This window comes from Micromonospora sp. NPDC000089, assembly GCF_042899365.1.
Lineage (GTDB): Bacteria > Actinomycetota > Actinomycetes > Mycobacteriales > Micromonosporaceae > Micromonospora.
In genome coordinates this window covers 64,331-89,794 of sequence record NZ_JBIAZT010000007.1, presented here as the reverse complement: position 1 = coordinate 89,794, position 25,464 = coordinate 64,331, and the positions used below count along the sequence as shown (strand labels likewise).

General features: G+C 74.4%; 29 protein-coding genes, 2 pseudogenes and 1 riboswitch. Of the genes and pseudogenes, 20 read left to right on the top strand and 11 right to left on the bottom strand.

The genetic code is table 11. The annotated features are described in order from the left end of the window. Positions 1-78: 78 nt before the first annotated feature. A complete protein-coding gene (locus ACFY3U_RS15205) occupies positions 79-621 on the top strand; it encodes a DUF3263 domain-containing protein (protein ID WP_387200925.1) in 543 nt (180 codons plus the stop codon). On the opposite strand, the gene ACFY3U_RS15200 is transcribed toward ACFY3U_RS15205, so the two are convergent. Continuing rightward, the gene (locus ACFY3U_RS15200; RefSeq protein WP_387200923.1) at positions 622-834 is read right to left on the bottom strand and encodes a hypothetical protein; all 213 of its coding nucleotides are present in this window, start codon (positions 832-834) and stop codon (positions 622-624) included. It lies immediately after the preceding gene. A 293-nt stretch (positions 835-1,127) separates the two neighbouring features. Between ACFY3U_RS15200 and ACFY3U_RS15195 the strand changes: the two genes are divergently transcribed. The 11 genes and pseudogenes from ACFY3U_RS15195 (at position 1,128) to ACFY3U_RS15145 (ending at position 7,563) form a co-directional block, all read left to right on the top strand. Continuing rightward, positions 1,128-1,637, top strand: coding sequence for a GNAT family N-acetyltransferase (locus ACFY3U_RS15195; RefSeq protein WP_387200920.1), 510 nt, complete (start codon positions 1,128-1,130; stop codon positions 1,635-1,637). A gap of 299 nt (positions 1,638-1,936) precedes the next feature. Further along, positions 1,937-2,389 carry a hypothetical protein gene (locus tag ACFY3U_RS15190; protein ID WP_387200917.1) on the top strand — a complete coding sequence of 151 codons (453 nt, stop codon included), beginning with the start codon at positions 1,937-1,939 and terminating at the stop codon, positions 2,387-2,389. Positions 2,390-2,391: 2 nt separating this feature from the next. Next, positions 2,392-3,639, top strand: a complete 1,248-nt coding sequence (locus tag ACFY3U_RS15185) for an SRPBCC family protein (protein ID WP_387200914.1) — start codon at positions 2,392-2,394, stop codon at positions 3,637-3,639. 35 nt (positions 3,640-3,674) lie between these two features. Then, a pseudogene (gene gvpJ / locus ACFY3U_RS15180) lies at positions 3,675-3,863 on the top strand (gas vesicle protein GvpJ); the annotation flags it as partial. Between the two features lie 214 nt (positions 3,864-4,077). After that, positions 4,078-4,833 (top strand): GvpL/GvpF family gas vesicle protein, encoded by a 756-nt coding sequence (locus ACFY3U_RS15175; protein ID WP_387200911.1) that lies wholly within the window; start codon positions 4,078-4,080, stop codon positions 4,831-4,833. Between the two features lie 3 nt (positions 4,834-4,836). After that, positions 4,837-5,385 carry a gas vesicle protein GvpG gene (locus ACFY3U_RS15170; protein ID WP_387200908.1) on the top strand — a complete coding sequence of 183 codons (549 nt, stop codon included), beginning with the start codon at positions 4,837-4,839 and terminating at the stop codon, positions 5,383-5,385. A 5-nt stretch (positions 5,386-5,390) separates the two neighbouring features. Then, positions 5,391-5,735: a gas vesicle protein gene (locus ACFY3U_RS15165; protein ID WP_387200905.1), complete on the top strand. Its 345-nt coding sequence runs from the start codon at positions 5,391-5,393 to the stop codon at positions 5,733-5,735. 46 nt (positions 5,736-5,781) lie between these two features. Further along, positions 5,782-5,934, top strand: a pseudogene (gene gvpJ / locus ACFY3U_RS15160) (gas vesicle protein GvpJ); the annotation flags it as partial. 155 nt (positions 5,935-6,089) lie between these two features. Further along, a complete protein-coding gene (locus tag ACFY3U_RS15155; RefSeq protein WP_387200903.1) occupies positions 6,090-6,887 on the top strand; it encodes a GvpL/GvpF family gas vesicle protein in 798 nt (265 codons plus the stop codon). After that, on the top strand, positions 6,881-7,147 hold the full coding sequence (locus tag ACFY3U_RS15150; protein ID WP_387200900.1) for a gas vesicle protein: 267 nt from the start codon (positions 6,881-6,883) through the stop codon (positions 7,145-7,147). The genes ACFY3U_RS15155 and ACFY3U_RS15150 overlap by 7 nt, the downstream gene beginning before the upstream one ends. Then, a complete protein-coding gene (locus ACFY3U_RS15145; RefSeq protein ID WP_387200897.1) occupies positions 7,144-7,563 on the top strand; it encodes a gas vesicle protein K in 420 nt (139 codons plus the stop codon). The genes ACFY3U_RS15150 and ACFY3U_RS15145 overlap by 4 nt, the downstream gene beginning before the upstream one ends. Before the next feature lie 65 nt (positions 7,564-7,628). Here the strand turns inward: ACFY3U_RS15145 and ACFY3U_RS15140 are convergent, their stop codons facing one another. The 6 genes from ACFY3U_RS15140 to ACFY3U_RS15115 are packed head-to-tail and all read right to left on the bottom strand — an operon-like array spanning position 7,629 to position 13,894. Next, positions 7,629-8,108, bottom strand: a complete 480-nt coding sequence (locus tag ACFY3U_RS15140; protein ID WP_387200895.1) for a hypothetical protein — start codon at positions 8,106-8,108, stop codon at positions 7,629-7,631. A 47-nt stretch (positions 8,109-8,155) separates the two neighbouring features. Further along, a complete protein-coding gene (locus ACFY3U_RS15135) occupies positions 8,156-8,953 on the bottom strand; it encodes an ATP/GTP-binding protein (protein ID WP_387200892.1) in 798 nt (265 codons plus the stop codon). Next, positions 8,940-9,419, bottom strand: a complete 480-nt coding sequence (locus tag ACFY3U_RS15130; RefSeq protein ID WP_387200889.1) for a DUF742 domain-containing protein — start codon at positions 9,417-9,419, stop codon at positions 8,940-8,942. The genes ACFY3U_RS15135 and ACFY3U_RS15130 overlap by 14 nt, the downstream gene beginning before the upstream one ends. Next, positions 9,416-9,886, bottom strand: a complete 471-nt coding sequence (locus ACFY3U_RS15125) for a roadblock/LC7 domain-containing protein (protein WP_387200886.1) — start codon at positions 9,884-9,886, stop codon at positions 9,416-9,418. The genes ACFY3U_RS15130 and ACFY3U_RS15125 overlap by 4 nt, the downstream gene beginning before the upstream one ends. Then, on the bottom strand, positions 9,883-12,687 hold the full coding sequence (locus tag ACFY3U_RS15120) for a nitrate- and nitrite sensing domain-containing protein (RefSeq protein WP_387200883.1): 2,805 nt from the start codon (positions 12,685-12,687) through the stop codon (positions 9,883-9,885). Before ACFY3U_RS15120 ends, ACFY3U_RS15125 begins: the two co-directional genes overlap by 4 nt. After that, positions 12,674-13,894 (bottom strand): hypothetical protein, encoded by a 1,221-nt coding sequence (locus tag ACFY3U_RS15115; protein WP_387200880.1) that lies wholly within the window; start codon positions 13,892-13,894, stop codon positions 12,674-12,676. Before ACFY3U_RS15115 ends, ACFY3U_RS15120 begins: the two co-directional genes overlap by 14 nt. A 372-nt stretch (positions 13,895-14,266) precedes the next feature. On the opposite strand from ACFY3U_RS15115, the gene ACFY3U_RS15110 reads away from it, so the two are divergent. The 3 genes from ACFY3U_RS15110 (at position 14,267) to ACFY3U_RS15100 (ending at position 18,778) form a co-directional block, all read left to right on the top strand. Further along, complete coding sequence (locus ACFY3U_RS15110) at positions 14,267-17,239, top strand: alpha/beta fold hydrolase (protein ID WP_387200877.1); 2,973 nt, start codon at positions 14,267-14,269, stop codon at positions 17,237-17,239. Continuing rightward, positions 17,239-18,165: an ABC transporter permease gene (locus ACFY3U_RS15105; RefSeq protein ID WP_387200874.1), complete on the top strand. Its 927-nt coding sequence runs from the start codon at positions 17,239-17,241 to the stop codon at positions 18,163-18,165. The genes ACFY3U_RS15110 and ACFY3U_RS15105 overlap by 1 nt, the downstream gene beginning before the upstream one ends. A gap of 145 nt (positions 18,166-18,310) precedes the next feature. After that, positions 18,311-18,778 (top strand): DoxX family protein, encoded by a 468-nt coding sequence (locus ACFY3U_RS15100; RefSeq protein WP_387200871.1) that lies wholly within the window; start codon positions 18,311-18,313, stop codon positions 18,776-18,778. A gap of 48 nt (positions 18,779-18,826) precedes the next feature. Here the strand turns inward: ACFY3U_RS15100 and ACFY3U_RS15095 are convergent, their stop codons facing one another. The 3 genes from ACFY3U_RS15095 to ACFY3U_RS15085 all read right to left on the bottom strand — a co-directional run bounded on the left by ACFY3U_RS15095 (position 18,827) and on the right by ACFY3U_RS15085 (position 20,035). After that, positions 18,827-19,102 carry a hypothetical protein gene (locus ACFY3U_RS15095; protein WP_387200868.1) on the bottom strand — a complete coding sequence of 92 codons (276 nt, stop codon included), beginning with the start codon at positions 19,100-19,102 and terminating at the stop codon, positions 18,827-18,829. Further along, positions 19,090-19,353 (bottom strand): DivIVA domain-containing protein, encoded by a 264-nt coding sequence (locus tag ACFY3U_RS15090; RefSeq protein WP_387200865.1) that lies wholly within the window; start codon positions 19,351-19,353, stop codon positions 19,090-19,092. Before ACFY3U_RS15090 ends, ACFY3U_RS15095 begins: the two co-directional genes overlap by 13 nt. Before the next feature lie 151 nt (positions 19,354-19,504). Next, entirely contained in the window at positions 19,505-20,035 is a 531-nt protein-coding gene (locus ACFY3U_RS15085) for a hypothetical protein (protein ID WP_387200862.1), read from the bottom strand. Between the two features lie 221 nt (positions 20,036-20,256). Between ACFY3U_RS15085 and ACFY3U_RS15080 the strand changes: the two genes are divergently transcribed. Then, positions 20,257-20,490 (top strand): winged helix-turn-helix domain-containing protein, encoded by a 234-nt coding sequence (locus tag ACFY3U_RS15080; RefSeq protein WP_387200859.1) that lies wholly within the window; start codon positions 20,257-20,259, stop codon positions 20,488-20,490. Between the two features lie 84 nt (positions 20,491-20,574). Here the strand turns inward: ACFY3U_RS15080 and ACFY3U_RS15075 are convergent, their stop codons facing one another. Then, positions 20,575-20,991: a nuclear transport factor 2 family protein gene (locus ACFY3U_RS15075; protein WP_387200856.1), complete on the bottom strand. Its 417-nt coding sequence runs from the start codon at positions 20,989-20,991 to the stop codon at positions 20,575-20,577. An 83-nt stretch (positions 20,992-21,074) separates the two neighbouring features. Between ACFY3U_RS15075 and ACFY3U_RS15070 the strand changes: the two genes are divergently transcribed. The 4 genes from ACFY3U_RS15070 (at position 21,075) to ACFY3U_RS15055 (ending at position 25,428) form a co-directional block, all read left to right on the top strand. Further along, the gene (locus ACFY3U_RS15070; protein ID WP_387200853.1) at positions 21,075-21,662 is read left to right on the top strand and encodes a TetR/AcrR family transcriptional regulator; all 588 of its coding nucleotides are present in this window, start codon (positions 21,075-21,077) and stop codon (positions 21,660-21,662) included. A gap of 234 nt (positions 21,663-21,896) precedes the next feature. Beyond that, a complete protein-coding gene (locus tag ACFY3U_RS15065; protein ID WP_387200850.1) occupies positions 21,897-22,619 on the top strand; it encodes a hypothetical protein in 723 nt (240 codons plus the stop codon). A 103-nt stretch (positions 22,620-22,722) separates the two neighbouring features. After that, positions 22,723-22,858: riboswitch (SAM riboswitch) on the top strand. Positions 22,859-22,869: 11 nt separating this feature from the next. Further along, positions 22,870-24,156, top strand: coding sequence for a threonine synthase (gene thrC / locus ACFY3U_RS15060; protein WP_387200847.1), 1,287 nt, complete (start codon positions 22,870-22,872; stop codon positions 24,154-24,156). Between the two features lie 252 nt (positions 24,157-24,408). Further along, entirely contained in the window at positions 24,409-25,428 is a 1,020-nt protein-coding gene (locus ACFY3U_RS15055; protein ID WP_387200844.1) for a GNAT family N-acetyltransferase, read from the top strand. Positions 25,429-25,464: the final 36 nt, after the last annotated feature.

Below are 25,464 nucleotides of genomic sequence, written 5' to 3'. Positions count from 1 at the left end.
GGTACGGTCCGCTCTCGCTACCCTGGACGTCCCCGGTCCGGTGCCGCTCGCCGGCCGTACGCCCTGCTGAGGAGCGCCATGCCGCCCGCCGACGCCGTCCCGGCCGCCGACCGGTCCGAGCCCTCGCCGGCGGTCGGCGCACCGCCGGAGCCGGTGGCCGACGACCGGCACGGCAGCAGGCACGGCGTCGTGCCGCCGCCCCGCCCGGCCGCCGAGGAGGAGCGCGCGGGCCCGGTGGTCGAGGCGCAGAGCGCCCTGGTCGCGCCCGCGCCGCAGGTGGCGGGCGCGCCGCCGCAACGCGTGCCCGAGGGACGGAGTGGGCCGGCCGGGGATCCGGATGCCGAGTCGGCGGACGATCCCGCGGCGGAGCCGGCGGCAGCGCCCGGGGGCCAGGAGTTGACCGAGCGGGAAGTCCGCATCCTCGCCTTCGAACAGCAGTGGTGGAAGCACGCCGGGGCCAAGGAGCAGGCCATCCGGGACACCTTCGGGATCTCCGCCACCCGGTACTACCAGCTGCTCAACGGCCTGCTCGACCGGCCGGCCGCGCTGGCCGCCGAGCCGCTGCTGATCGGCCGGCTGCGCCGGCTGCGCTCGTCCCGGGCCCGCAACCGGCGCCGCTGATCACTTCTCGTACGAGCGCAGCCCGTTGCCGATGGCGAAGAACGTCGGCGCCCACTCGCCGACGAAGATGCCCCAGCGGTCCGCCCGGGCGATGCCCGCCTTCTCCAGGTGCTTGGAGAGGAACCAGCTGGTGAAGGAGATGCCGATGCTGGCGAAACCCGCCAGGTACGCGTGCTCCGCCTTGAATCCCGCCTCGTGCAGCCGTTCCAGCATGGCGATCCCCCTGTCGTGTCGCGCGGCTTCCCCGGTGTGCCCGGTGCCCGGCGGTGCCGGTCGGGAACGGGAAGCCAACCACTGCTGACGCTACCGTCGGTCATCGGGGCGTACCGGTGGGTTCCGCCGATCGGGCCGGTGGCGGGCCTACCGATTCGGGCGGGCCGGGCGGTCGACAGCGGAGCGTGACGCGGAACACCCCGGTGGGACGACCGGTCGCAACGTCCGTCCGGACCGCCAGTCGACGCCCGAAGGGGTGGACGGAGGCCGGTGGTCCCGGCAGACTGCGGCACGTGGCGGGATCGGTACGGCTGGAGCCGGTGGACGAGTCGAACCTGGAGGCGTTGCTCTCCGTAGCGGCCGCCGAGGCGGAACCGGGTGACGTGATGCCCCCGGTCGAGGCGCCCGCCGGTTGGTCGCACGCCCGGCGGGAGGCGTTCCGGCAGTTCCACCGGGCCAGCTTCGCCGGGCTGGCCGCCCCCACCCGCACCCGGATGTACGCGGTGCTGGCCGGCGGCGAGGTGGTCGGGATGATCCGGATGCGCCGCTGCGACGAGCCCGGGGTGGTGGAGACCGGCATGTGGCTGGGCCGCTCGGCCCGGGGGCAGGGCCTCGGCGCGGCCGCCCTGCGGGAACTGCTCGACGCCGCCGCGGCGGCTGGCATGCACACCGTGGTGGCCGAGACCACGACGGCCAATTTCGGGGCCGTGCGGACTTTGAAGAAATGCGGCGCGAAATTGATTGAGGACGGCGAGAAGGTGCACGCCGAAATCTGCCTGGACGCGATTCCGCCGGCATTCTGAGTAGGCCCCTGCCGCATGCTTGCACTGCGGCATCCTTTTCGTGTCCGCCCTGTTCAGGGCGGGTAAGTATGTCTCCTTCATCCGCTTTTCGACCCACTGGGAGCGGCCTCCCTATTGTATTGGGCGGTGGCTGGGGGAATCGTTCGGAAACGTTTTGCCTGCTCGGCGGGGGGTAGTGAGGCCCGGGTCCGCCAAAAGGGGACACCCGATCGCAGGCCCGCCGTGCGCCATTCCCCGGTCGTTTTTCCGGCCTCCGGTGGGATCGGGTTGCCCGACCACCGGGGAGTGAAGGAGAACTGATGAAAAGCGGAATGCGGATCGGCCTCGCGGTCGGTTTCGGATACCTCCTCGGGCGGCGCCGGAAGCTGCGTACCGCCCTGACCCTGGGCGCGGCGGTCGCCGCCGGACGGGCCAGTCGCGACCCCGGCCAGCTGCTCCGGCGCGGCACCGACCTGTTGAACTCCTCCCCGCAGTTGGCGAACCTGAGCAAGCTCGGCGGCCCGTTGGCGTCGGCCGGCAGGTCCGCCGTGAGCGCGGCAGCCGGCAGTGGCGTCGACGCCCTCAGCGGCCGGCTACGCGGCACCGCCGACAGCCTGCGCCGCCGCTCCGGCGGCGGCGACCAGGGGCCCGGTGACCCGCGCTCGTCGGCCCCCGACGAGGAGCCGGAGCTGGACGACCAGGCCTACGACTACGACGACGACCGGGAGCCCGGCCGTGACGAGCGGCCCGCGCCGGCCCGACGGAGGCGGTGACCATGGCCCCCAACCCCCTGGTGGACCAGGCGAAGGACCGGCTGGCCGCGGACCTGAAGGACCTCGCCTCTGCGATCGGCGAGCGGGCCGTGTCGGTGGTCACCGAACGGCTCACCGGCGCCACCGGCCGACTCAGCGAGTACGCCCGCGACGGCGGCGGACCCGGCCTGATCGCGGCCGCCACCGGTGCGCACAAGCTCGCCGAGGGCCACTCCCCGATGAAGGCCATGTTCCATGCCGGCCTGGCCGGCGGTAAGGAGAAGTTGATGTCGGCGTTCGGCGGTGGCGGCGGCAAGGGTGACAAGCAGGGCAAGAAGAAGCTCAAGGTCACCAACATCGTCGAGACGATCGAGGTCGGCGTGCCCGTTCGGGTCGCCTACAACCAGTGGACCCAGTTCGGTGACTTCCCGAGCTTCATGAAGAAGGTCGAGAACATCGACGCCGACGGTGACGGCGAGAAGCTGAACTGGAAGGCGCAGATCTTGTGGTCGCACCGCAGCTGGGAGTCGACCATCGTCCGGCAGATCCCGGACAAGCTGATCCACTGGCGGTCCAAGGGCGAGAAGGGCTCGGTCGACGGCACGGTCAGCTTCCACGAGTCCACCCCGGACCTGACCCGCATCCTGGTGGTGCTGGAGTACCACCCGCAGGGCCTCTTCGAGCACACCGGCAACCTGTGGCGCGCCCAGGGCCGCCGGGTCCGGCTGGAGCTCAAGCACTTCGTCCGGCAGGTGATGACCAGCACCGTGCTCGACCCCGACTCGGTCGAGGGCTGGCGCGGTGAGATCGAGGACTCGCAGGTCGTCAAGGACCACGAGACCGCGCTCCGCGAGGAGCAGGAGGCGCAGGAGCAGGGCGGCGAGCAGGGCCGCGCCGAGGAGCCGGAGGACGAGCAGGAGGAGCGGGAGCAGCGCCGGCCCGCCGAGCGCGGCCGCCGCCGGCCGCCGGAGCGCCGCCGCCCGCCCGAGGAGGAGGAGTACGACGCGTACGACGACGGCGAGGACTACGACGAGGGGTACGACGAGGAGGAGCCCGAGGAGGAGCCGCCTCCGCCGCGCCGGCGTCAGCCCGAGCGGGCCCGCCGCCCCCAGCCCCGCCCCGAGCGGGAGCCCCGCCCCGAGCGGGAGCCCCGCCCCGAGCGGGAGCCCCGCCCCGAGCGGGAGGACCGGCCTCGTCCGGCCGCCCGCCGCGCACCCGAGGCACCCCGCCGTCCGGTGGTCCGCCGACGCCGCGAGGAGCGGGGCGAATGAGCATCGCGACGGGCGGCGGCCAGGCCGGTAGCGCGCTGGAGCGCGGCACCGGTGGCGGCGGCGGTGGGGGCACCCTCGCCGACGTGGTGGAGACCGTGCTGGACAAGGGTGTGGTGATCGACGCCCAGGTGACCATCGGGGTGGTCGGCATCCAGCTGCTGGAGATCAACGCCCGGGTGGTCGTCGCGAGCATCGAGACGTACCTGCGGTACGCCCAGGCGGTCGACCGGTTGGACATCACCCCCAAGGACCAGAAGGGCCTGCCCGACCTGGTCGGTGACACCACCAAGGCGGCCGTCAAGGGCAGGGCGCTCTCCGGGCTGGGCAAGGCCGCCCAGGAGATCACCGGCGCGGTGGCGGACTCGATCGCCGATCGCGGCGACCGGGAGCGGCAGCGGGACCGGCCGAGCCGGCGCCGCCGGGACGGGGAGCGCTGAGATGGCCGACGAGACGGGCCTGTTCATCTACGGCATCGTGCCGTCCGACGTGGAGCCGACCCCGGACGCCGCCGGGGTCGGCGACCCGGCCGGCGCGGTGGACGTGGTCGTGCACGGCGACCTCGCCGCGCTGGTCAGCGAGGTCGGGTTGGAGCAGCCGATGGGCCGCCCGGCCGACCTGACCGCGTACCAGACGTTGCTGGACGGGACGATCGAGGTCGCGCCGGTGCTGCCGGTGCGGTTCGGCACGGTGGTGACCGGGCCGGACGCGGTGGTCGACCTGCTGGACGCCCACCACGACCAGTTCGCCGACGCCCTCGACGAGCTCGAGGACCGGGTCCAGTTCACCGTGCACGGGCGCTTCGACGAGCAGGAGCTGATCGCCGAGGTGCTGGCCGGGGACCCGCGGGCGGCGCAGCTCGCCGACCAGGTGCGCGGACGCTCCGAGCCGGAGAGCCGGGAACAGCGGATCCGCCTCGGCGAGCTGATCAGCCAGACGGTCGAGCTGCGCCGGGAGGCGGAGAACCGGCAGCTGATCGACCGGCTCGCCCCGCTCAGCCTGGCGAACGTGCCCCGGCAGCCCAGCGACGAGCTGGACTCGGTGAACGTCGCCTTCCTGGTCGAGGCCGACCGCGAGGACGAGTTCGTCAGCGTGCTGGAGGAGTTCGCCGAGCAGCGCCGGGACCTGATCCGGATGCGACTGCTCGGGCCGCTGGCCCCGTACGACTTCGTCGACGCGCACCAGCTGGTGGAGTGAGCGGTGGAGATCCTGTGGACGCTGCTGACCCTGCCGTACGCGCCGGTGCGCGGGCTGACCTCGGTGCTGCGGGTGGTGGCCCGGGAGGCGGAGGCGCGGCAGACCAACCCGGTCAACATCCGGCGCGAGCTGGAGGAGCTGGACCGGGCCGCCGCCGCCGGTGAGATCACCGCGGCCGAACGCGACGCCGGGCAGCAGCAGGTGCTCGACCGGCTGACCGGTACGGCCGGTGGCGCCCCCCGCACGGCGGCCACCACCGCAGGCGGCACCAGCGCGGGCCGGGCCACCGCAGGCGGTACCACCGGGGGCCGTACCAACTCCGGTCGTGCCCCCGAGGGCCGTACCGCCGAAGGCCGTGCCGCTGCGGGCCGTGCCGCTGCGGGCCGGAACGCCGGGGGCCGTACCAACTCGGGCCCGACCGGCGGCGGCCGTTCCGCCGGAGATCGGGCCCCCGCGGGGCGGGCCGGGGGCGCGCGGGCGGCCGGTCGGCGGGCCGCCGGCGGGCTCCCGCACGGCGCGGGCCGGGACCCCGACCGACGGCGAAGGAGGTGAGCGGGGTGGCGCCAGGACGGATCCGCGGCGACGGTGGCCGCGAGCGGCCGGAGGACCCGGAGGACCGGTACGCGGACGAGGACTACCTCGAACCGGTCACCGCCGCCGAGGCGGCCCGCGAGGGCCTGCGGCAGGTGGTCGGGCTGACCGGCAAGGACCCGCTCGGCATCACCTCGATCCAGCCGGCCGACGACGGCTGGCTGGTCGGGGTGGAGGTGGTCGAGGACCACCGGATCCCGGCCTCGACCGACCTGCTCGGCCTCTACGAGGTGGAGCTGGACATCGAGGGCGCACTGCTCGGCTACCGCCGGACCCGGCGGTACCAGCGCGGCAAGGGAGAGGCGGCCTGAGATGACCGGTCCGCGGCCACCCGTGGTGCAGAACACCGGCCAGGTGATGGGCGCCGGGCACGAGCCGGCCAACCTCGGCGACATCCTCGAGCGGGTGCTCGACCGGGGCATCGTGATCGCCGGCGACATCCGGGTCAGCCTGCTCGACATCGAGCTGCTCACGGTGAAGCTGCGGCTGGTCATCGCCTCCGTCGACACCGCGCGGCAGATCGGCATCGACTGGTGGGAGCACGACCCGTGGCTCAGCTCGCGGGCCACCCCACTGGTCGAGCCGGGTCCGCGCGACCCGGAGGAGGTCGAGGCGGAGCGCCGCGTACGGGTCGCCCGGCGGGCCGCCGTACGGGAGGAGCGGGAATGAGCACGACGGGTCGCTGGCTGCACGGCGTGGTCCGGGAGCCGGACCCGGCCGTGCTGGCCGCCGTGTCCGGGATGGACGGCGGCCCGGTCCGGGCCGTCCCGGCCGGCGACCTCACCGCCGTGGTCAGTGCCGTGCCGCTGAGCGAGTACGGCGAGGAACCGCTGCGCCGGAACCTGGAGGACCTGGCCTGGCTGGAGCGGGCCGCCCGGGCGCACCACGCGGTGGTGGACGCGCTGGCCCGCGCCGGGGCGGTGGTGCCCGCCCGGCTGGCCACCGTGCACCACGACGACGCCCGGGTCGCCGCCATGCTCACCGGGCGGCGGGCCGAGCTGGCCGAGGTGCTGGATCGGCTCACCGGTCGCGCCGAGTGGGGCGTCAAGGGGTACGTGGTGCCCGGCGCGCTGCCCCGCACCGAGGCGCCGGCCGGCGGCGGTGGGGTCGGCACCGCGTACCTGGCGCGGCGTCGGGCCCAGCTCACCGCCCGGGACGAGGGGCAGCGGATCGCGGCCGAGGCTGCCGGCGCGGTGCATACGGCCCTGACCCGGTACGCCGCCGCCGGCCACCGGCACGCCCCGCAGGACCGGCGGCTCTCCGGCGCGCCGACCGCGATGGTGCTCAACGGCGCGTACCTGGTGGAGCTCGGGGCGGTCGACGGCTTCGCCGCGCTGGTCGGCGAGCTGACCGAGCGGCACCCGGAGATCCGGCTGGAGCTGACCGGCCCGTGGCCGCCGTACTCGTTCGTCTCCGACGGCGCGCGGGAGCCGGCGCACGCCGTCCGGGAGCCGGCGTGGTGACCACCGGGCTGGCCCCGAGCAGCGCCGACGACCCGCTGGCCTACCGGCCGGTGGCCCTGGTCGACCTGCTCGACCGGGTGCTCGCCACCGGCGTGGTGATCACCGGGGACATCACCCTGGCGATCGCCGACATCGACCTGGTCCGCGTCTCGCTGCGGGCGCTGGTGGCGTCCGTCGGCGCGCTGGTCCCGCCCGAGCTGCGCCCGGCGGCCCCGGAGCCCGGTGAACCGTACGGTCTCCCGTCCGGGGGCCCGGGATGACCGCCGGCCGACCGGGGTCCTCGCCGGAGGCCGAGCCGTCCGGGGTCGACCGGGCGGGGCCGCGGCGACGGGACGAGGGCGCCGAGCTGGCCGCCGCGCTCGGCGAGGCGATGCCCTGGCAGGCGCCGTCGGTCCGGCCGCTGGACCGCCGCCTCGCCGTCGACCAGGACTCCGTCGAGCGGGGGCTGGCCAGCCTGGTGCTCACCGTGATCGAGCTGCTGCGCCAGCTGATGGAACGGCAGGCGCTACGCCGGGTCGACCTCGGCGACCTGACCGACGAGCAGGTCGAGCGGATGGGCGCCACCCTGATGGCGCTGGAGGAGCAGATGGCTCACCTGCGCGACTACTTCGGGCTCTCCCCGGAGGACCTCAACCTCGACCTCGGCCCGCTCGGCCCGCTGCTGCCCACCGACTGACCGGACGGCGCTGCGACCGGGCCGCGCGTCGGCCCGGCGGTCGGGTCGAGACCTGCCGGACGGCGTCACCCGTCGGCGTCGAGCAGGCTGGGATCCCGGCGGATCAGCTCCGCCAACCGGGTCGCCGGGTCACCGCTCAACCCCTCCGGCCCGGCCCAGGACGGCACCGTCCGGGTGGACAGCGGCCAGGCGGGCGGTGGCGTACCGGGGTTGTCCGGGCCGACCGCGACCTGCTCGCCGTCCCGGGCGATCCGCAGCGGGTGCGTCCGCCCGCCGTGCTCCACCCGGACGATCACGGTCAGGCCGGGATGGGCCGCCACCACCTGGCGGACCGCCTCGGCGACCTCCGCCACCGGGTCGCGGTCCCCGGCCTCCCGCCGGTCCGTCGGCGGAGCCGTCGACGGGGGCCGCCGCACCGGGCCGTCCGGCCGGCCGGTGGCCTGGGTGTCCCGGCGCGGCTCGTCGCCCGGCTCCGCGGCCCGCCGCCGCAGCGCCTCCTCGCGGCGAGCCAGCCGGGCCAGGCTCTCGTCCAGACCACCACGCATGGCGTCCCCCCTCTCGTCACCGAATACGGATGCCGCCGGTGTTCGGTTCAGGCACCCCGCTCGCGGGTCGCCCGTTCCAGAGCGCGGTCCAGGACGACCAGCAGGGCGTCCCGGACCGACAGCCGGTCGCGGGCGTCGAACTGCACCAGCGGCACGTGGTCGCCGACGGCCAGCGCCCAGCGGATCGCGCCCAGGTCGTGCGCCACCCGGCCGTGGAAGGCGTTCACCCCGACCACGAACGGCAGGCCGGCCCGTTCGAAGAAGTCGATCGCCGGATAGCAGTCGTCGAGCCGGGAGCTGTCCACCACCACCAGCGCACCGAGCGCGCCCCGGGCCAGGTCGTCCCACATGAACGCGAACCGGGCCTGCCCGGGCGTGCCGAACAGGTAGAGCTTCAGGCTGTGGTCGATGGTGACGCACCCGAAGTCCATCGCCACCGTGGTGGTGGACTTGGTGTCCCGTGCTCCCGGGTCGTCCACCCCGATGCCGGCGCTGGTCATCACGGCCTCGGTGGTCAGCGGCGCGATCTCGGAGATCGCCCCGACCGTGGTGGTCTTGCCCACCCCGAACCCGCCGGCCACCAGGATCTTCACCGGGATCGGTGGCGCGCTGCGGGCCGGCGCCGCCGGCACCGGCTGGGCCGCGGCCGGCCGGTACGCGGGCGGTCCCCCCGGGTACGCGGGCGGTCCCGCCGGGTACGCGGGCGGCGGCGTGGCCGACGGCGGCCCCGCCGGGTACGCCGGCGGCGGCGCGGGGTGCCCGCCCGCCGGCTGGCCGTAGCGGGCGGAGGCGCTGTTCGCGGCGAGCCCGCCCAGTGGCGGGATCGGCCATTCAGGAGATCGCACGGAGTCCGTCAATCAATCGAAGGATGAGGTCGGGGTCGTGGGCCTCCGCGACGGTGGCCACGTGCACGTCGAGGAGGCCTGCCGCGCGTAGGTCCCCGACCAGGACCCGGGTGACGCCGAAGTGCATCCGGGTCTTGGCGGAGATCTCGGCGACCGAGATCGGCGCGCCGCAGAGCGAGACGATCGCCTGCAGCTCGGGCGGGAGCCGGTGCGCCACGCCCGGGTCCGGCCCGCCGCCGGAGCGGGCGGTGACCTGGGTCTCCAGCCCGATCGCCGGGTCGGCGCCGGCGACCCGGCCGGCGGTGAGCACGAACGGGCGCGGCGCGGTCGGCGCCACGGAGCCCGGGTAGGCCGACGGCACCGGGGTCGCGGCCGGCGGACGCGAGCCACCCGCCGCCCGCAGGTAGGGGCGGATCCGGACCATCGGCTCCGGCTCCGGTTCCTCGCCCGCGGGGTCGGGGATCACTGCTGGACGGCGTTCTTCAGCTCGACGATCAGCCGGGGGGTCAGCGCGCTGCCGGCCCGGCCGGCGAAGAGCGTCATCTCGTACGCCACCGTGCCCAGGTTGGCGGACCGGTCGGCGACCACGCCGAGCACCGAGCCGCTGCTGATCGCGCTGATCAGCAGGTAGCCGTCGGCCATGTCGACGATCACCCGATTGAGCCCACCGAGGTCGTACCAGCTCGCCGCCCCGCCGGCCAGGCTGGTCATGCCGGACACGACCGCGGCCAGGCGCTCCGCGTTGGACCGGTCCTTGATCGCCGACATGGCCATCAACAACCCGTCCGACGACACGGCGATCGCCTCCAACACCCCCGCGGTGCTGGAGGTGAACGAGTCAAGCAGCCAGTTGAAGGTGCGGGCCTCGGGGCTGAGCTCCGGGCCGGCGTGGCTCGGGTGATCGACGTTCTCGTGCAGGAAGGGGCTGGTCACCGTGTTGATCCCTTTTCGTGGTTGCGGTGGTGGGGGACTTCACCCAGCGCGCGGGCGACGCCGGCCTGGAACTGGTCGATCAGCTCGCGGACCTCGTCCGGGTCGCCCGGCTGCTGGTGGGAGACGGCCGGCCGGGACGGGGCGACCATCAGGTTCGCCCCGGGCACCCGCCGGCTCAACCGGGGCCGCTGCGAGGCGGCGCCCAGGTCGGCCGGGCGCCCGGGCGGGTGGCTCAGCTCGGCCCGGCGTACCCCGGACTCGAACTGCTCGACCAGGGCGCGGGCGGCCTCCGGGTCGGCGCCCGTGGCGTCCACCGGCCCGATCGGCCGTCCGCCCGGCGGCAGGCTCGCCCCCGGCACCCGCTGCCGGATCGTCGGCCCGGCACCCGTTGCCGGCCCGGTGGGCCCCCCCGGCACCGGCGGCCAGGGTGGCGGGTCGGCGGGCGTGGTCGGCGCGGCCGCCGGGCCGGTCGGTGCGGTGACCGGCCCGGCGTACGGGCCGGTGGACGGCGCGCCGGCGGGACCGCCCGGGATGGCGCCACCGATCGGTCCACCCGGCTCGCCGGTACGCCGGCGCCGGGGGAGTCCGGCCTGGGTGATCGGCGCGGTGCCCTCACCCACCGGTGCGGAGCCCGGCCGGGCGGCGGTCTCTACCGGTGGCGCCGCCGCCCGAGGTGCGGCGGCCGAGGCGGACGGCTCCGCAGCCGCGGCCGCCGCCCCGTCGTGCGCGCCGAAGGCGTCCCACGAGTCACCGGCCTCCATGGTCCGGGTCGCCCGCAGCAGCGCCCGGTCGAAGCCGGCGACGGGGGCGTCGTCCCGGTGGGCGCCGACCGGCGAGGTCGGCGCGGCGGTCAGCGCCCGACTCGACCGGCCGCCCTGCAGCGCGGCCGAGCGACGGTCCCGGCCCGGTACGGTCGCCCGGGCCACCGTGGCGCCCTCGCGGTCGGCCTGCCGCACCACCAGCAGCGCGTGCGGCACCTCCAGCCGGGCGGTCACGCCGCCCCCGGCGGTCGGCACCAGGTCGACGGTCCAACCGTGCCGGCGGGCCAGCCGGCCGACCACGAAGAGGCCGAGCACCTCGGTCGGCACCAGGTCGAGCCGCTCCCGGCGGGTCAGCCGGGTGTTCTCCTCGGCGAGCCGTTCCGGCGCCATGCCGATGCCGTGGTCGGTCACGCAGAGCCGGGCGCCGGTGCCGGTCAGCTCACCGGTCACCACCACCCGGGTGTGCGGCGGCGAGAACGCGGTGGCGTTCTCCATCAGCTCGGCCAGCGCCAGCACCAGGTCGCCGACGATGGCCGGTGCCGCCGAGACGCCGGGCTGGACCTGTACGTCGACCCGGGTGAAGTCCTCGATCTCGCCCAGCGCCAGCCGGACCACGTCGGCCAGCTGCACCGGCGCGACGTGCCCGTCCGTGCCGGCCGAACCGGAGAGCACCACCAGGCTGCCGGCGTTGCGGCGCAGCCGGCTGGAGATGTGGTCGAGCCGGTACAGGTGTTCCAGCCGGCCGGGGTCGGCCTCCTGCTGCTCCAGCCGGTCGATCAGCGCGATCTGCCGGCCGACCAGGTTCTGGGTACGCCGGCCGACGTGCCCGAACATCTGGGCCACGTTGCGCCGGCCGGCCACCTGGCGCTCGACCAGCCGGGCCGCGGTGCTCTGCACCCGCTCGAAGGCGCGGGCCAGGTCACCGATCTCGTCCCGGGCCCGGACGTCGACCGGGTCGAGTCGGACCGGCGGCGCGGCCTCGGTCTCGTCGTCGGCGACCCGGACCAGCTCGGCCTCGGCGACCCGGGCGACCCGGTCGGCGGAGCGGGTAAGCCGGGTGAGCGGCCGGGCCACCGTGCGCGCCACCGCCACGCTCAGCAGCACCACGGCCAGCAGCACCAGGACCGCCGCGCCGCCCACCAGCCACGCGGCGACCAGGGCGTCCCGTCGCTCGTCCCGGGTCTCGGTGACGACGTCCGTGACGATCTTCTTCTCCACGAACTGGCCGAGGGTGATCATCGACCGGACGGCCGGGAAGAGCGCGTCCAGCGAGACGTTGGCGATCGCGCCCACCGGGTCGCGGACGCTGTCCACCTGGAACGTGGGGCTGGTCCGGGCGGCGACCGCGCCGTCGTCCAGCAGGGCGAGCTGGTACTGCTCCGGCGTGGCCAGGCCGCGGAACCGCAGGTTGTCCACCTGGAGGCCGGCCATGCAGGCGATGTAGCCGGCGATCGCCCTCGGATCCCGGGTGGCCTTGACCAGGACGATCAGCGTGGCGCAGGCGCCCAACGACTCGTCGGTGCGCAGCAGCGCGTCCAGGGCGAGCACCTGGCGCCCGGCGGAGGTGCCGGTGTCCACCCGGAAGCTCAGCCGCAGCGAGTCGATCAGCGCGGTGTCGATCGGGCCGTACACGTCCATGATCTGGCTCGGCGCGGCCGCTCGGGCGAGCACCAGGCCGCGCAGCTCGTCGAGCTTGCGTACCCCCTCGAGAGCGGCGGCGACCTGGGCGGGCAGCTCCTCGGCCCGCTCGGCGCGCAGGTCGGCGACCCGGTCGTCCACGCCGGCCGACTGCCGCAGCAGTTCGCTGCGGGTGACCCGGCCGAGCAGGAAACCCACCGACAGCACGCGTTCCTGCTGGAGATCCTGCACCAGGCTGCCGATCCGGCCGGCCAGCCGGACGGTGTCGGCCATCTCCCCGGCCTCGCGGGCGACGGCGACCCGGTCCAGCACCACGGGCACGGCCAACCCGATCATGCTGAGCAGCGGGACGATCACCAGCAGGGCAAGCTTGCCCCGGATCCGGAGCCTACCGAGCAGCATCGAACGGCCCCCAGCGCTCGGCGCCGTGCTGGCCGGGCCCGACCGGCTGCGGCAGCCGCGGCTCGGCCGCCGGTCCGCCCCGCTCGGCCGGCGCCGGTCCGCCCCGCTCGGCCGGCCCGGGTCGCCAAGCGCCCGGCCCGGGCAGCGCGCCGGAGTCCTCCGGGTGACCGCGCTCCTCGGCCGCCCGCCGGTACGCCCGCCGGAACGCGGCGATCAGCACCGCGGCCAGCGCCAGCACCAGCAGGACGGCGAGGACGGCGGCGCCCAGGGCGAGCCAGCGGTCCCGGTCGTACCGGTCGATCCGCTCGCCGAGCAGCACGTCGAGTTCGCCGAGGATGACCGGCTGGAGCTGCTTCGCGGCTGCCTGGGCGTTGAGCCGGGCGGCAGCCACCTGCCCCGGCTCGGCCCGCCCGCCGGGGTTGGCCGGCGCGGAGAGCGCGGCGAGCGCCTCGACGGAGCGCTGGTAGGTGTCCAGCGGGGTGAGCACGTTGGTGCCGAGGTCGGTGCTCTCGGTGCTGTCCACCGCGGCCCGCAGGGCGGCGACCAGGTCGGTGGCGGCGCCGACCGCGGTGACCCGCAGCTCGGCCAGCTGCGCCTCGGTCGCCGGGCGCTGGGCGGCCGGCCGGCGGGTGGCCAGCGCGGTGAGATCGGCCAGCCGTCCGGCGGCGACCATCGCGGTGGGCAGGTCCCCGCCGATGCCGTCCTGGAGGAAGGCCGAGTCGGTGCCCGGGTCGCGGACCAGCCCGGAGCTCTCCCGGGCCTTGCGGTGCAGCGCCAGCAGCAGGTCGGTGGCCTCGCCGTACGCGGCGAAGGCGGCCTCCGGGTCGGCCGGGCCGCGGTCCGGCAGCGCCTCCAGCTTGGCGCGCAGCCCGGCCCAGCGTTCGTGGGTGCGCAGCTGGTCGCCGATCCGGGCGTCCACCGCCGCGGCGTCCCGCACCGCCCGGTCCAGCGCCTCGCGGCCGGCGGGGCGCCCGGCGACGGCGGCGGACTGGGCGTCCACCAGCGCCTCGGTCACCGGCCCCAGGGCGCGCAGGTACTCGACGCCGCGCCGTTCGTCGGCCGCCAGGTCCCGGTCCGCGCCGGTGAGCCGGTAGGCCTGGACGAAGAGGAGCGCCATCGGGGCCAGCAGCGCCACCACCAACACCAGCGGCAGCACCCGGCCGGGCGTGGAGGGCCGTCGACCGACCCGCTGCCCGGGAACTGTCATGGTTCGTCTCCTCCGGCGACGGCGGGGTGACCGGTGTGCGGGGGTCGCCAACCCGGTCCCGTCCACCGGACCGGAAAAGTAGTCGAAGCGGGCCCGGTGCAGGTCGCGATTGGTTAGTCAGTTTCGCGTCACTCGGAGCGATGTCACGTGTTGTTGACCTTCTGGACACGCATCGTGCGTCGAGTGCGTCGGCTTGAACGGGTCGGAGGGGATTTCGGATGAGGGTCGGAATTCACGTGATCCGAAGTCGTCCGGGCGGATTCGATCTGGACGGCGGGTGGTCGACCGGTTCGGCGGACCGAACGGGCCAGCCGGACGGACGTACGGCGGATCTCAGCCAACGCTCAGCAAGCGGGCCGTACCGTGAGCCGCATGAGATCACCGCTGTCGGCCGCGTGGGTGAAGCGCGTCCTGGCCAACCGGCGCCGGGTCGTGGTCGGGTCGGTGGTCGTCGTGCTGCTGGCCGCCGCCGCGGTCTGGGCGGCCCGGCCGGACCGGCCCGGGTATCGGACCGAGTCGGCCCTGGTCACCGTGCGGTCCGGGCCGGCCGGCGACGAGCCGGTCACGTTGGACACCACGCTCTGGCTGCCCGACGGGGCGAGCGCCGACCGGAAGGTGCCGGCGGTGCTGCTCGCGCACGGCTTCGGCGGCACCAAGGACTCCGTCCGCGCCGACGCCGAGGACCTGGTGGCCCAGGGCTACGCGGTGCTCGCCTGGACCGCCCGGGGCTTCGGCCGCAGCGGTGGCGAGATCCACCTGGACAGCCCCGACCACGAGGTGCGGGACGCGCAACGGCTGCTGGACCTGCTCGCCGCCCGCCCCGACATCCGTACCGACGGCGCCGGTGACCCCCGGGTCGGCGTGGTCGGCGGCTCGTACGGCGGTGGCCTGGCGCTGCTGCTCGCCGCCCAGGACCCGCGGGTGGACGCGATCGTCCCGATGATCACCTGGAACGACCTGTCCCGGTCCTTCCTGCCGGAGAGCACCGGCGGGCCGGCCACCCAGGGCGTGTTCAAGTCAGGCTGGGCGGGGATCTTCTTCGGCGGCGGCGGCAACGCCGGCTCCGGCCCGGCCGGCCTGTCCGGCGCGACCGCCGCCGCCCAGCCGGAGCAGGCGCCCGCGTCGGCCGGCGCGCCCAGCCCGCAGCCCGGGGCCGGCCCCGGCACCTCCACCGGCCGCGCGCCGGGCGCCGCCGCGGACCCGTCCTGCGGCCGGTTCGCCGCCGACGTGTGCGCCGCGTACCTGCGGATCGCCACCACCGGGCGGGCCGATCAGGCGGCGGTGGACCTACTGCGGCGATCCTCGCCGGCCGGCGTGCTGGGCCGGATCAAGGCGCCCACCCTGCTGGTGCAGGGCGAGGCGGACACCCTCTTCCCGCTCACCGAGGCGGACGCCAACGCGCGCGGCATCGCCGCCGCCGGCACCCCGGTGCGGGTCGCCTGGTTCACCGGCGGCCACGACGGCGGGTCGGGCCCCACCAACGACTCGGACCGGGTGAAGTTCCTGACCGCGCAGTGGCTCGACCACTACGTGAAGGGTTCCGGGGAGACGCCCGGCGACGACTTCACCTTCTCCCGGATCGCCGGCTTCGACGCCCTCGACCGGGGTCTGGTGGCGACCGGCTACCGGACCACCGACTACCCCGGGGTGGCCGGCGACGCCCGCCGCGAGGTCGCGGTGACCGGGCCGGCGCAGCCGGTGGCCAACCCGCCGAACGGCAAGCCGGCGGCGATCTCGTCGGTGCCGTTCGCCGGCGCGCTCGGCTCGCTGGTCGACGGGGTGGCCGGCGACGTGCCCGGCCAGCACGCCCGGTTCGAGTCGGCGCCGCTGCCGGACGCGGTGGACGTGGTCGGCGCGCCGACCTTCTCGATCCGGGCCGCCTCGCCGACCGGCGAGGCGGTGCTCTTCGTCAAGCTCTACGACGTCGACCCGAACGGCGCGGCGACGCTGCCGGACGGCCTGGTCGCCCCGGTGCGGCTGACCGGGCTGCCGCGCACCATCGACGCGGCCCGGCCGGTGAGCGTGACGCTGCCGGCGATCGTCCGCCGGTTCGAGGCCGGGCACCGGCTGCGGGTGGCGGTCGCCACCTCCGACCAGGCGTACACCACGCCGGCCCAGCCGGCCGTCTACACCGTCGCGGCCGGTGGCGGGCCGGTCAGCCTGCCGACCGTGGTCGCCGACCCGATCCCCACCACGGCCACCGTCTGGCGCTGGGTGCTGGTCGGGCTGCTGGCCGCCATCGCGGTCGGGCTCGTGGTGGTCGTCCTGGTCGCCCGCCGCCGGCACCGTCGCCAGGACAGCTCCGTCCATCCCGGGTACGCGGGCGTCCCGCTCGCCGTCCGGCAACTACGCAAGGAGTACGCGGACGGCTTCGTCGCCGTGTCGAACGTGGACTTCGAGGTGCACCCCGGCCAGGTGGTGGGACTGCTCGGCCCGAACGGCGCGGGCAAGACCACCACGCTGCGGGTGCTGATGGGGCTGACCCAGCCGACCGCGGGCGAGATCTACGTCTTCGGGCACCGGCTGGTGCCGGGCTCGCCGGTGCTGTCCCGGATCGGCGCCCTGGTCGAGGGGCCCGGCTTCCTGCCGCACCTGTCCGGGTTGGACAATCTGCGGGCGTACTGGAAGGCCACCGGCCGGCCGTGGGAGGACGCGCACTTCGACCAGGCGCTGGAGATCGCCGGCCTGGGCGACTCGGTGCACCGCCGGACGAAGAACTACAGCCACGGCATGCGCCAGCGGCTGGCCATCGCGCAGGCGATGCTCGGCCTGCCGGACCTGCTGGTGCTGGACGAGCCGACCGACGGGCTGGACCCGCCGCAGATCGCCGAGATGCGCCGGGTGCTCCAGCGGTACGCCACCGACGGCCGGGCGGTGCTGGTCTCCAGCCACCTGCTGGCCGAGGTGGAGCAGACCTGCACCCACGCCGTGGTGGTCAACAAGGGCCGGATCGTGGCGTCCGGGCCGGTCGAGGAGATCGTCGGCGAGTCGCCGAGCACGCTGTTCGAGGTGACCGACCCGGACGCCGCGCGGGCCGTGCTGAGCCGGCTGGACGGGGTACGGGTACTGGGCGCCGGTGACGGCGGGGACCTGCCGCCGCTGGCCGCCGGTCCCGGTGCTGGTGCTGGTGCTGGTGACGACGGTGACGATGGCGGTGTTGCCGGGGGCGGTGGCCGCGGCGGGGGCGGGCTGGTGGTGGACACCAACGGCACCGCGCGCAGCGAGGTGGTGGCCGAGCTGGTCCGGGCCGGGATCGGGGTGGACCGGGTGGTGCCGCGGCGGCGCTTGGAGGACGCGTTCCTCGCCCTGGTGGGCGAGAACTCTCGGGGAAGCGGGGACCGGTGATGGCGGGCTCTTCAGCTGGAGCGGGCGACGCGGGCCGTCGGCCGGGGGCGGCGGTCGGCGCCGCCTCGGCCGGGCCGGGGGCGGCGGCGGGTTACCGGCCGTCGGCCACCATGCCGTTCGCGGCGGAGTTCCGCCGGCAGGCGTCGCGGCGGCGTACCCAGCTGGCGCTGGGGTTCATGGTGCTGCTGCCGTTGATCATCCTGATCGCCTTCCAGTTCGACTCGGGCGGCGGCGACGACAACGGGCGCAACGAGTTCGCCAGCCTGGTCGACCTGGCCACCTCCGGCGGGCTCAACTTCACCCTGTTCTCGATCTTCGTCTCGGCGTCGTTCCTGCTGGTCGTGGTGGTGGCGCTGTTCTGCGGGGACACCGTGGCCAGCGAGGCGAGCTGGGGCAGCCTGCGCTACCTGCTGGCCGTCCCGGTGCCCCGGGCCCGGCTGCTCACGGTGAAGCTGGTGGTGGCGCTGGCGTACTCGGCGCTGGCCCTGGTCCTGCTGGCCGGCACCGCCCTGCTCGCCGGCACCCTGCGGTACGGCTGGACGCCGCTGCGCAGCCAGGTCGCGGCCGAGCTGGCGCCGGCCGACGGGCTGCTGCGGTTGCTGGCGGTGCTCGGCTACCTGGCGGTCGTACTGCTGGTGGTGGCCGGCCTGGCGTTCCTGCTGTCGGTGTCGACGGACGCCGCGCTCGGCGCGGTCGGCGGCGCGGTGCTGCTGTGGATCCTGTCCAGCATCCTCGACCAGATCACCGCGCTCGGCGTGCTGCGCGACTTCCTGCCCACCCACTACAGCAGCGCCTGGCTGGGGCTGCTGTCCACCCCGGTGCAGACCGACGACGTGGTCCGGGGGGCGATCTCCGCGATCAGCTACGCCACGCTGTTCTGGGGGCTCGCGTTCTGGCGCTTCACCCGCAAGGACGTCACCAGCTGACGGGCCGGCGTTGCCCGACCATGCCGTGCTGCGGATCCGGAGTGGGCGGGTGATCGAGATGGCAGATTATGACAAACAGGAATCATCGCGGTAATTAGATTCACAGCGCATCCTGGCGGCAGTCGATCCGCCCTGGAGGCGCCAGATGAACCCCGAACCGCTGCGTGGCCCCGCCCTGTCCCTCTTTCGCATGGTTCTCGGCCTGTTGTTCCTCTGTCACGGACTGGCCTCGGTGTTCGGCGTCCTCGGCGGTCACCGGGGCGCCGGGGTGGCGCTCCCGGCCGGCCAGTGGCCGGATTGGTGGGCCGCGCTCATCCAGCTGGTGTGCGGCTCGCTGGTGCTCGTCGGGCTGCTCACCCGGGTGGCCGCGCTGCTCGCCTCGGGCTCGATGGCGTACGCGTACTTCACCGTCCACCAGCCCCACGACCTGCTGCCGCTGCGCAACGGCGGTGAGGTGGCGGTGCTGTTCTGCTGGTCGTTCGCGCTGATCGCGGTGCTCGGCGCGGGCCCGTGGGCGCTCGACGCGCTACGCCGGACGACCGAGCCCGGGGACCGGGGGCTGCGGACCCGACTGGTGGTGCCGCGCCGCCGCCGCTCCGCCACGCCGGTCTGACGACGGCCGGCGGGCCAGCGGCGCGCACCTTCAGGACCTACGAACCGCTCACTCGCCCGGACCTGCGGGATCCTCCGCCGCGCAGCCACCGGTGTGCGCGTGGGGCTGGGCGCATCGTCCACCGGCGGGCAGTCGGCGGTCGCACCACACGCGGGTACGCACCGACTGGCGGTCCTCCTCGCTGAGGGTGGTGTCGCCGAAGTCGAGGGCGAGCACGTGGCCGAGGGAGCGGCGCAACGCCATGGCCAGGGCGCCGGCCTCGTCGATCCGGGTCAGGGTGGTCGGCAGATGGATGATCCAGTGCGGGTCGGTCACCGGAACCACCTGCTGTTCGTGGCCGTCGTGGTCAGGTGGCAGTCGGTGTGCCGGGACTGCCACTGGCGCAGCGCCACCCGGATGCGCTCGCCCTCGGTGTTGGCGGTGGCCAGGTCGCGGGCGAGCCGATCCAGCTCGTCGGCGACCCGGTCGAGGTAGGCGTACACCTGGGCGGGGTCGAGGCCGCGCCACCGGCGGACGCCGAAGGTCGCCTCGCGCACGTGCTGCGGGAGCAGGCGTTGCATGGCTCGGTAGATCACGCTGTCTCGCCTTTCCGGGTCGTCAGGTCTGGTTCGGGCGGGGCGGCGCCGAGGCGGGCGGGGTCGACCGGCACGACCGCGCGTGCGCACCGGCCGGAGCCCGGCACCCGCCCCGGGCCCGTCTCCTTATCGCGGCGTCCGCGAGCAGGTTTCAGCTGGTCGCGGCGTCCACGCCGGACAACCCGCCGGTGTACGACGCCAGCGCGTTACCGGCCGACGTCAGGCTCTGCGCCATCAGGTGGAGCTGCGCGGCGGCGTGCCGCCACTGCTCGGTCGCCGCCTCGGCGGCCAGTCCGGACGGATCGGCGGCGGCGAGTTGCCGGCCGGCGGCGGTGATCCGGTCCGGCAGCCGCGCGATCCGGTCGGCCGCCGCGCCGAACTGGTTCCGGACGGTGTCCAGCACCTCGATCAGCCCGCCGACGGTGGCGAACTCCCGGTGGCCGGCCTCGGCGCGCAGGCGGTGGATCCCGTCCCTGAGCTCCTGTTCCGCGTCGCCGGCCAGGTCCAGGGCGTCCTCGCCGCTGCGCCGGGCGAGGTGGATCGCCGGGTGCGCGGAACCCACGCTGGTGCGATCCAGCAGCACGGTGGCGGCGGCCACCGCCAGGTATGTCGCGCGCAGCTCGCCGGCCACCTGCTCGGCCGACCACACCGCGTGCGCGGCGGGTATCTCGCAGTCCGTCAAGGCGCAGACCTTCCTGTTGTGGATGGGTGCCGGGACGGCAGAGACTGCCGCCCCGGCGGCCGGGCGAGCCCGGGGATGAGCCGTCCCCGTTTTGCCGACGAGGGGCGCCTCGTCCTCAACATATGATCCCTAGTGTCAGATGCGCAAGCCCTGTAACACCAAGAACTTGATGTCATAAGCGAAGAGTGGTCAGATGGTGCTGCCGACGAGGGAGCACCGCCATGTCCGTCACGCCGTTCTACGTCCGTATCGCCGACGAAATTCGCGAAAAGATCAGATCCGGCGACCTGAAGCCCGGCGACAAGCTGCCGTCGATCTCTGAGCTGTGCGCTCAGTACAGCGTCTCCACCCAGGTCATCCGCTCGGCCATGCTGACGCTGCGAGCCGAGGGCCTGGTGGAAGGGCACCAGGGGCGCGGTGTTTTCGTCCGGGGCCATGGCAACACCGGGCAGTGACTGGCGACAGTTGACTGATTCGGCTCGGCTGCCTGATCGGGTCGCAGGCAGGTGGGCGAATCGAGTGGGGGCGGAGGCTGCCCGTCAGGCGTTGCCGAGGCTGGCCAGGATTTCGGCCAGTACCAGGGGGTTGAGGTAGTCGCGGTACGCGACGACCAGGCCGTCCCTGATCCGCAGAACGGCGATGATGGTCTGGTGCAGGGGTGCGCCGGTGGGGATCACCGTGCCGTGGGCCTCGTACTCGACGATCACCACCTCCGGGTCGATGGTCTCGTGGATCACCATGTCGCGGTACTCGTGGAACGTGACCAGACCGTTGGCTTGCGCGGTCAGGAACTCGCGGATCTGGTCGCGGCCTTCCACTCGGCCAGCGACGCCCGCGGGTCGGTACGGCCACTCGATGTAGCCGTCCGACGCGAAGAGGTTGACGAACGCCTCGGTGTGCTGATCGCGGCTCGCGCGCAGGATCTGCTCGACGACCTCGCGTGACGTGGCGGGCATGGCACCCCCTTTGGTTCAACGCTTGTTGATTGAACGAGCGTAGAACGCAATAGGTGGCCGGTCAACGGCCGTAGAATGAGTTCGTGCCTGAAGCAAGCCCCCGCCCGACGCGGGCGCAGCAGCGCCGTCAGAGCGAGGAGCGCATCCTCGCCGCGGCCCGCCAGATCTTCGCCGAACGCGGCTACGAGCGGACCACGATCCGGGCCGTCGCGTCGACCGCCGGTGTCGACGCGGGACTGGTCATGCACTATTTCGGCAGCAAGGACCTGCTCTTCGCCAAGGCCGTCGAGGTGCCTACCGACGAGGTGCCCGGCGGCACCTCGGGCGAGGTCGCTGAGGCGCTGCTGACGTCGCTGGGCCGGCGCCTGGCGGGCGAGCCGGCGGCATCCCTGGCGGTGCTGCGCTCCATGCTCACGAACGCCGACGCCGCCGATCGTTACCGAGCCGCCGGTGAGCCCCAGCTCAACCAGCTCACCGAGGCGATTCCGACACCCGACGCCGACCTGCGCGCGAGTCTGCTCAGCGCGATCATCCACGGCGTCATAGCTGATCGATACCTACTGCGCCTCACGCACCTCGCGGACGCGCCGCCCGAGCAGATCATCGACCTGCTGCGCCCGTGCTTTCAAAGCCTGACCACACCGCCGCCGGCGTCGCCGACGCCCCTGTAGCGAGCCGCGGGCTCTGCCGTTCCGGCAACCGTCTCACCCAGATCTCCAGCGGCGACCTACCGGCGCGACCGGCCGTTCACCGCCGTCACCGACCGGGCGGCGGTGGTGGAGCCGGCGGCCGTCATTTCCGCTCAATGGGTGCAACCCGGTGCTTACCCCGACCGTAAACAGGGCATGTCCTTGATCCACAGCAGACGGTGGCGCACCCGCCGCCCGTCGACGACAGGAGTAGACATGGCCGTTCCGTACCGTCGCACCGCCGTCCTCGTCACGCTCGCCGCCCTCGCGGCCAGCCAGCAGGCCTGCGCGGCGGAAGACCCGGGCGGCACCGCGTCGACGCCGTCTCCGACCCTGGTCGCGTCCGCCACCGTCGAATCCACCCCGGCGACGCCGAGCGCCCCGGCCACCGGGCAGCCCGGCCCGACCCCGACGGGCACGACGGCCACCGCGACGCCTCGGCCGACGGCCGCCCCCGCCGGGCTGCTCTCCGGTAAGCGGCAGGTCCAGCTCTTCGCCCGCTGGCGCGGCAGCCAGGTGCCCGAGTCGGTGCTCACGGTCGGCGCTTCCGGCCGAGCCGAGGTGTCCGGCGACTTCGGTGACCGGGCGCTGTTCGTGCCGGTGCCCGCGCCCGGCGGGCGGCACCAGATCAAGACCGGCAAGCTGCGGTCCGGCGGTGAGCCGTACTGCCTGTCGATCAAGACCAACGGCAGCAAGCCGCTCACCCTGGTCGCCGCCGCCTGCGACACCCGCCAGGCCAGCCAGTTCTTCACCTTCGTCGGCACCGGGAAGGACAACCAGGGCCGGGCCACCTACGCGGTGCAGAACCGCGACGCGTACCTGCGCTGGAACCCGGAGGGCAGCTCGGGCCTGATCGCGGAGGAACTGGCCGACTCGGGGCCGGAGACCACGTTCGTCCTGGTGGACAAGGGCCCGGCCAGCCTGCCGGCGCTCGACTGATCCCGCGCCGGGTCCGCGGCTGCCGGCCGCGGGCCCGGTTCACAGGATGGGAGCGCCTCGGCGATCGCGGCGGGCCTGGCTAGACTCGGCGGCACAACTGCATACCTCATCCAGAGGGGCTGAGGGATACGGCCCGACGACGCCCCGGCAACCACCCCGTGCGCTCACCGCAGAGCGACCGACGGGGCAGGTGCCAATTCCGTCCCCGCCGCACCGTGCGGTGCGGGGAAAGATGAGAGGACTCCTCGACATGACGTCGACGCTTCCCGCCGCCGGTATCGACACCGCCGCCAGCCCCGCCCGCGCCCTGGTCTGCCGCGCCTGTTCGGCGCGCTACCCGCTGGCCGCCCAGCACGCCTGTTACGAGTGTTTCGGCCCGCTGGAGGTCGACTACGACGCCGCCGCGCTGGCCACCGTCACCCGCGAGCAGATCGAGGCCGGGCCGCAGAACATCTGGCGGTACGCCGGCCTGCTGCCCGCCGGTCAGGACCCGGCCGGTCGGGTCACCTTGGACCCGGGGCTGACCCCGCTGGTGGCGGCCCCCCGGCTCGCTGCCGAGCTGGGCATCACCGCGCCGCTGTGGGTCAAGGACGACAGCGCCAACCCGACCCACTCGTTCAAGGACCGGGTGGTCTCGGTGGCGCTCACCGCCGCGAAGGCGCTCGGCTTCACCCGCTTCGCCTGCGCCTCCACCGGCAACCTGGCCAACTCGGTAGCCGCGCACGCCGCCCGCGCCGGCACCCCCTCGGTGGTCTTCATCCCCGGCGACCTGGAGCAGGGCAAGGTGATCACCACCGCCGTGTACGGCGGCGAGCTGGTCGCCATCGACGGCTCGTACGATGACGTGAACCGGCTCTGCGGCGAGCTGGTGGAGACCGACGAGTTCGAGGACACCGCCTTCGTCAACGTGAACGTCCGGCCCTACTACGCCGAGGGCTCCAAGACCCTGGGGTACGAGGTGGCCGAGCAGCTCGGCTGGCGGATCCCGGCGCAGGTGGTGATCCCGATGGCCTCCGGCGAGCTGCTCACCAAGGTCGACAAGGCGTTCTCCGAGCTGGTGGAGATCGGGCTGGTCGAGGCGCCGGCCGGCGGCTGGAAGGTCTTCGGCGCTCAGTCGGCCGGCTGCAACCCGATCGCCGCCGCGCTGCACGCCGACACCGACACCATCACCCCGGTCAAGCCGACCGGCATCGCCAAGTCGCTCAACATCGGCGACCCGGCCGCCGGCGCGTACGCCCTGGAGGCGGTCCGCCGCACCGGCGGCTGGATGGAGTACGCCGACGACGACGAGATCCGCGCCGGCATCCGCGACCTGGCCCGTACGGCCGGGGTCTTCGCCGAGACCGCCGGCGGGGTGACCGTCGCGGTGCTGCGCAAGCTGGTCGAGTCCGGCCGGCTCGACCCGACGGCCGAGACGGTCGTCTTCAACACCGGCGAGGGACTCAAGACCATCGACGCGGTGGCCGCCCAGGTCGGCCCCACCCACCGCATCAAGCCCTCGCTGCGCGCGGCCCGGGACGCCGGCCTGCTCTCCTGAGGCCCGAGGCGGCAGACCGGGGAGTAGCTGGCGGTTTGCTGTGAGTGTGGAAAAACCCGCCGGTAGGGACTTGACGGCAGGAACCAGGCGGCGCAAGATGCTCCGTGCGGGAGGGCATTTCGCCGGAGACTTTTGAAGTTCTTACGACCCAACGCCGGAGGCGTTGTGCGAGTGTCCCTCCCGACCACGTCCGATCGGGCCAGCGAGTAATTCGCTGGCCCGATCGCTTTTCCGGCTGCCAGGCTCCCCGACATGAGCATCACGATCGCGTCGTTCGACGGCGCCGACCAGGCCGCGGTCGACGAGGCGTACCGGATCGGCGCGGCGGCCAACGACGCCGACCTGCCGGACTTCCCGCCGTTCTGCCGGCGACGCTTCGACGCGCTGTTCTCCACCCCGATGCCCGGCACCGCGACGCTCTGGGCGCTGGCCCGCCTCGACGGGGTGCCGGCCGGCTACCTGCAGCTCGACCTGCCGCAGCTCGACAACACCGACAACGCCACCGCCGAGCTGGTGGTCCACCCCGAGCTGCGGCGCCGCGGGGTGGGCCGGGCCCTGCACGCGTACGGGGTGCGTCTGCTGCGCGAGCAGGGGCGCAAGCGGGCGGTCACGATGACGGTCTCCGCGCTGCCCGACGGGCCGGACCGATCGGTGGCGGGCGACGCGTTCGCCGCCGCGACCGGAGCCCGGCCCGCGCTCGCCGAGGTGCGTCGCCGTCTCGACGTCGGTGAGATCGACCGACTCGCGCTGCGGGCGGCGCTGGCCGAGGCCCGCCCGCGCGCCGAGGGTTACCAGTCGGTCTGCTGGCAGGGTGCCACCGGGCCGGAGTACGTCGCGGACGTCGCCTACCTGGACGGCCGGTTGCTGATGGACGCGCCGATGGGCGACGTGCAGTGGGAGCCGGAGCAGGTGGACGCCGAGCGGGTCCGGGGCACCGAGCGGGCGCTGGACGCCCGGGGCCGCCGGCGCTACCACCTGGGGATGCGGCACGAGGCGTCCGGGCGGCTGGTCGCCTGGACCCTGCTGGACGTGGGCGCCGCCGCCGACTGGCACGCGTTCCAGCAGATCACCATCGTCGACCCGGACCACCGTGGGCACCGGCTCGGCCTGATCGCCAAGGCCGAGAACCTGCACCACCTGCTCACCCACGAGCCCGGGGTACGCGTCATCGACACCTGGAACGCGGCGGAGAACCAGCACATGATCGCCATCAACGAGCGGCTCGGCTTCCGCCCCGTCGACGCGTGGACCAACTGGCAGTTGACGATCTGAACTGTGACACGCCCCTACTGATCTGGGGGCTTCCTG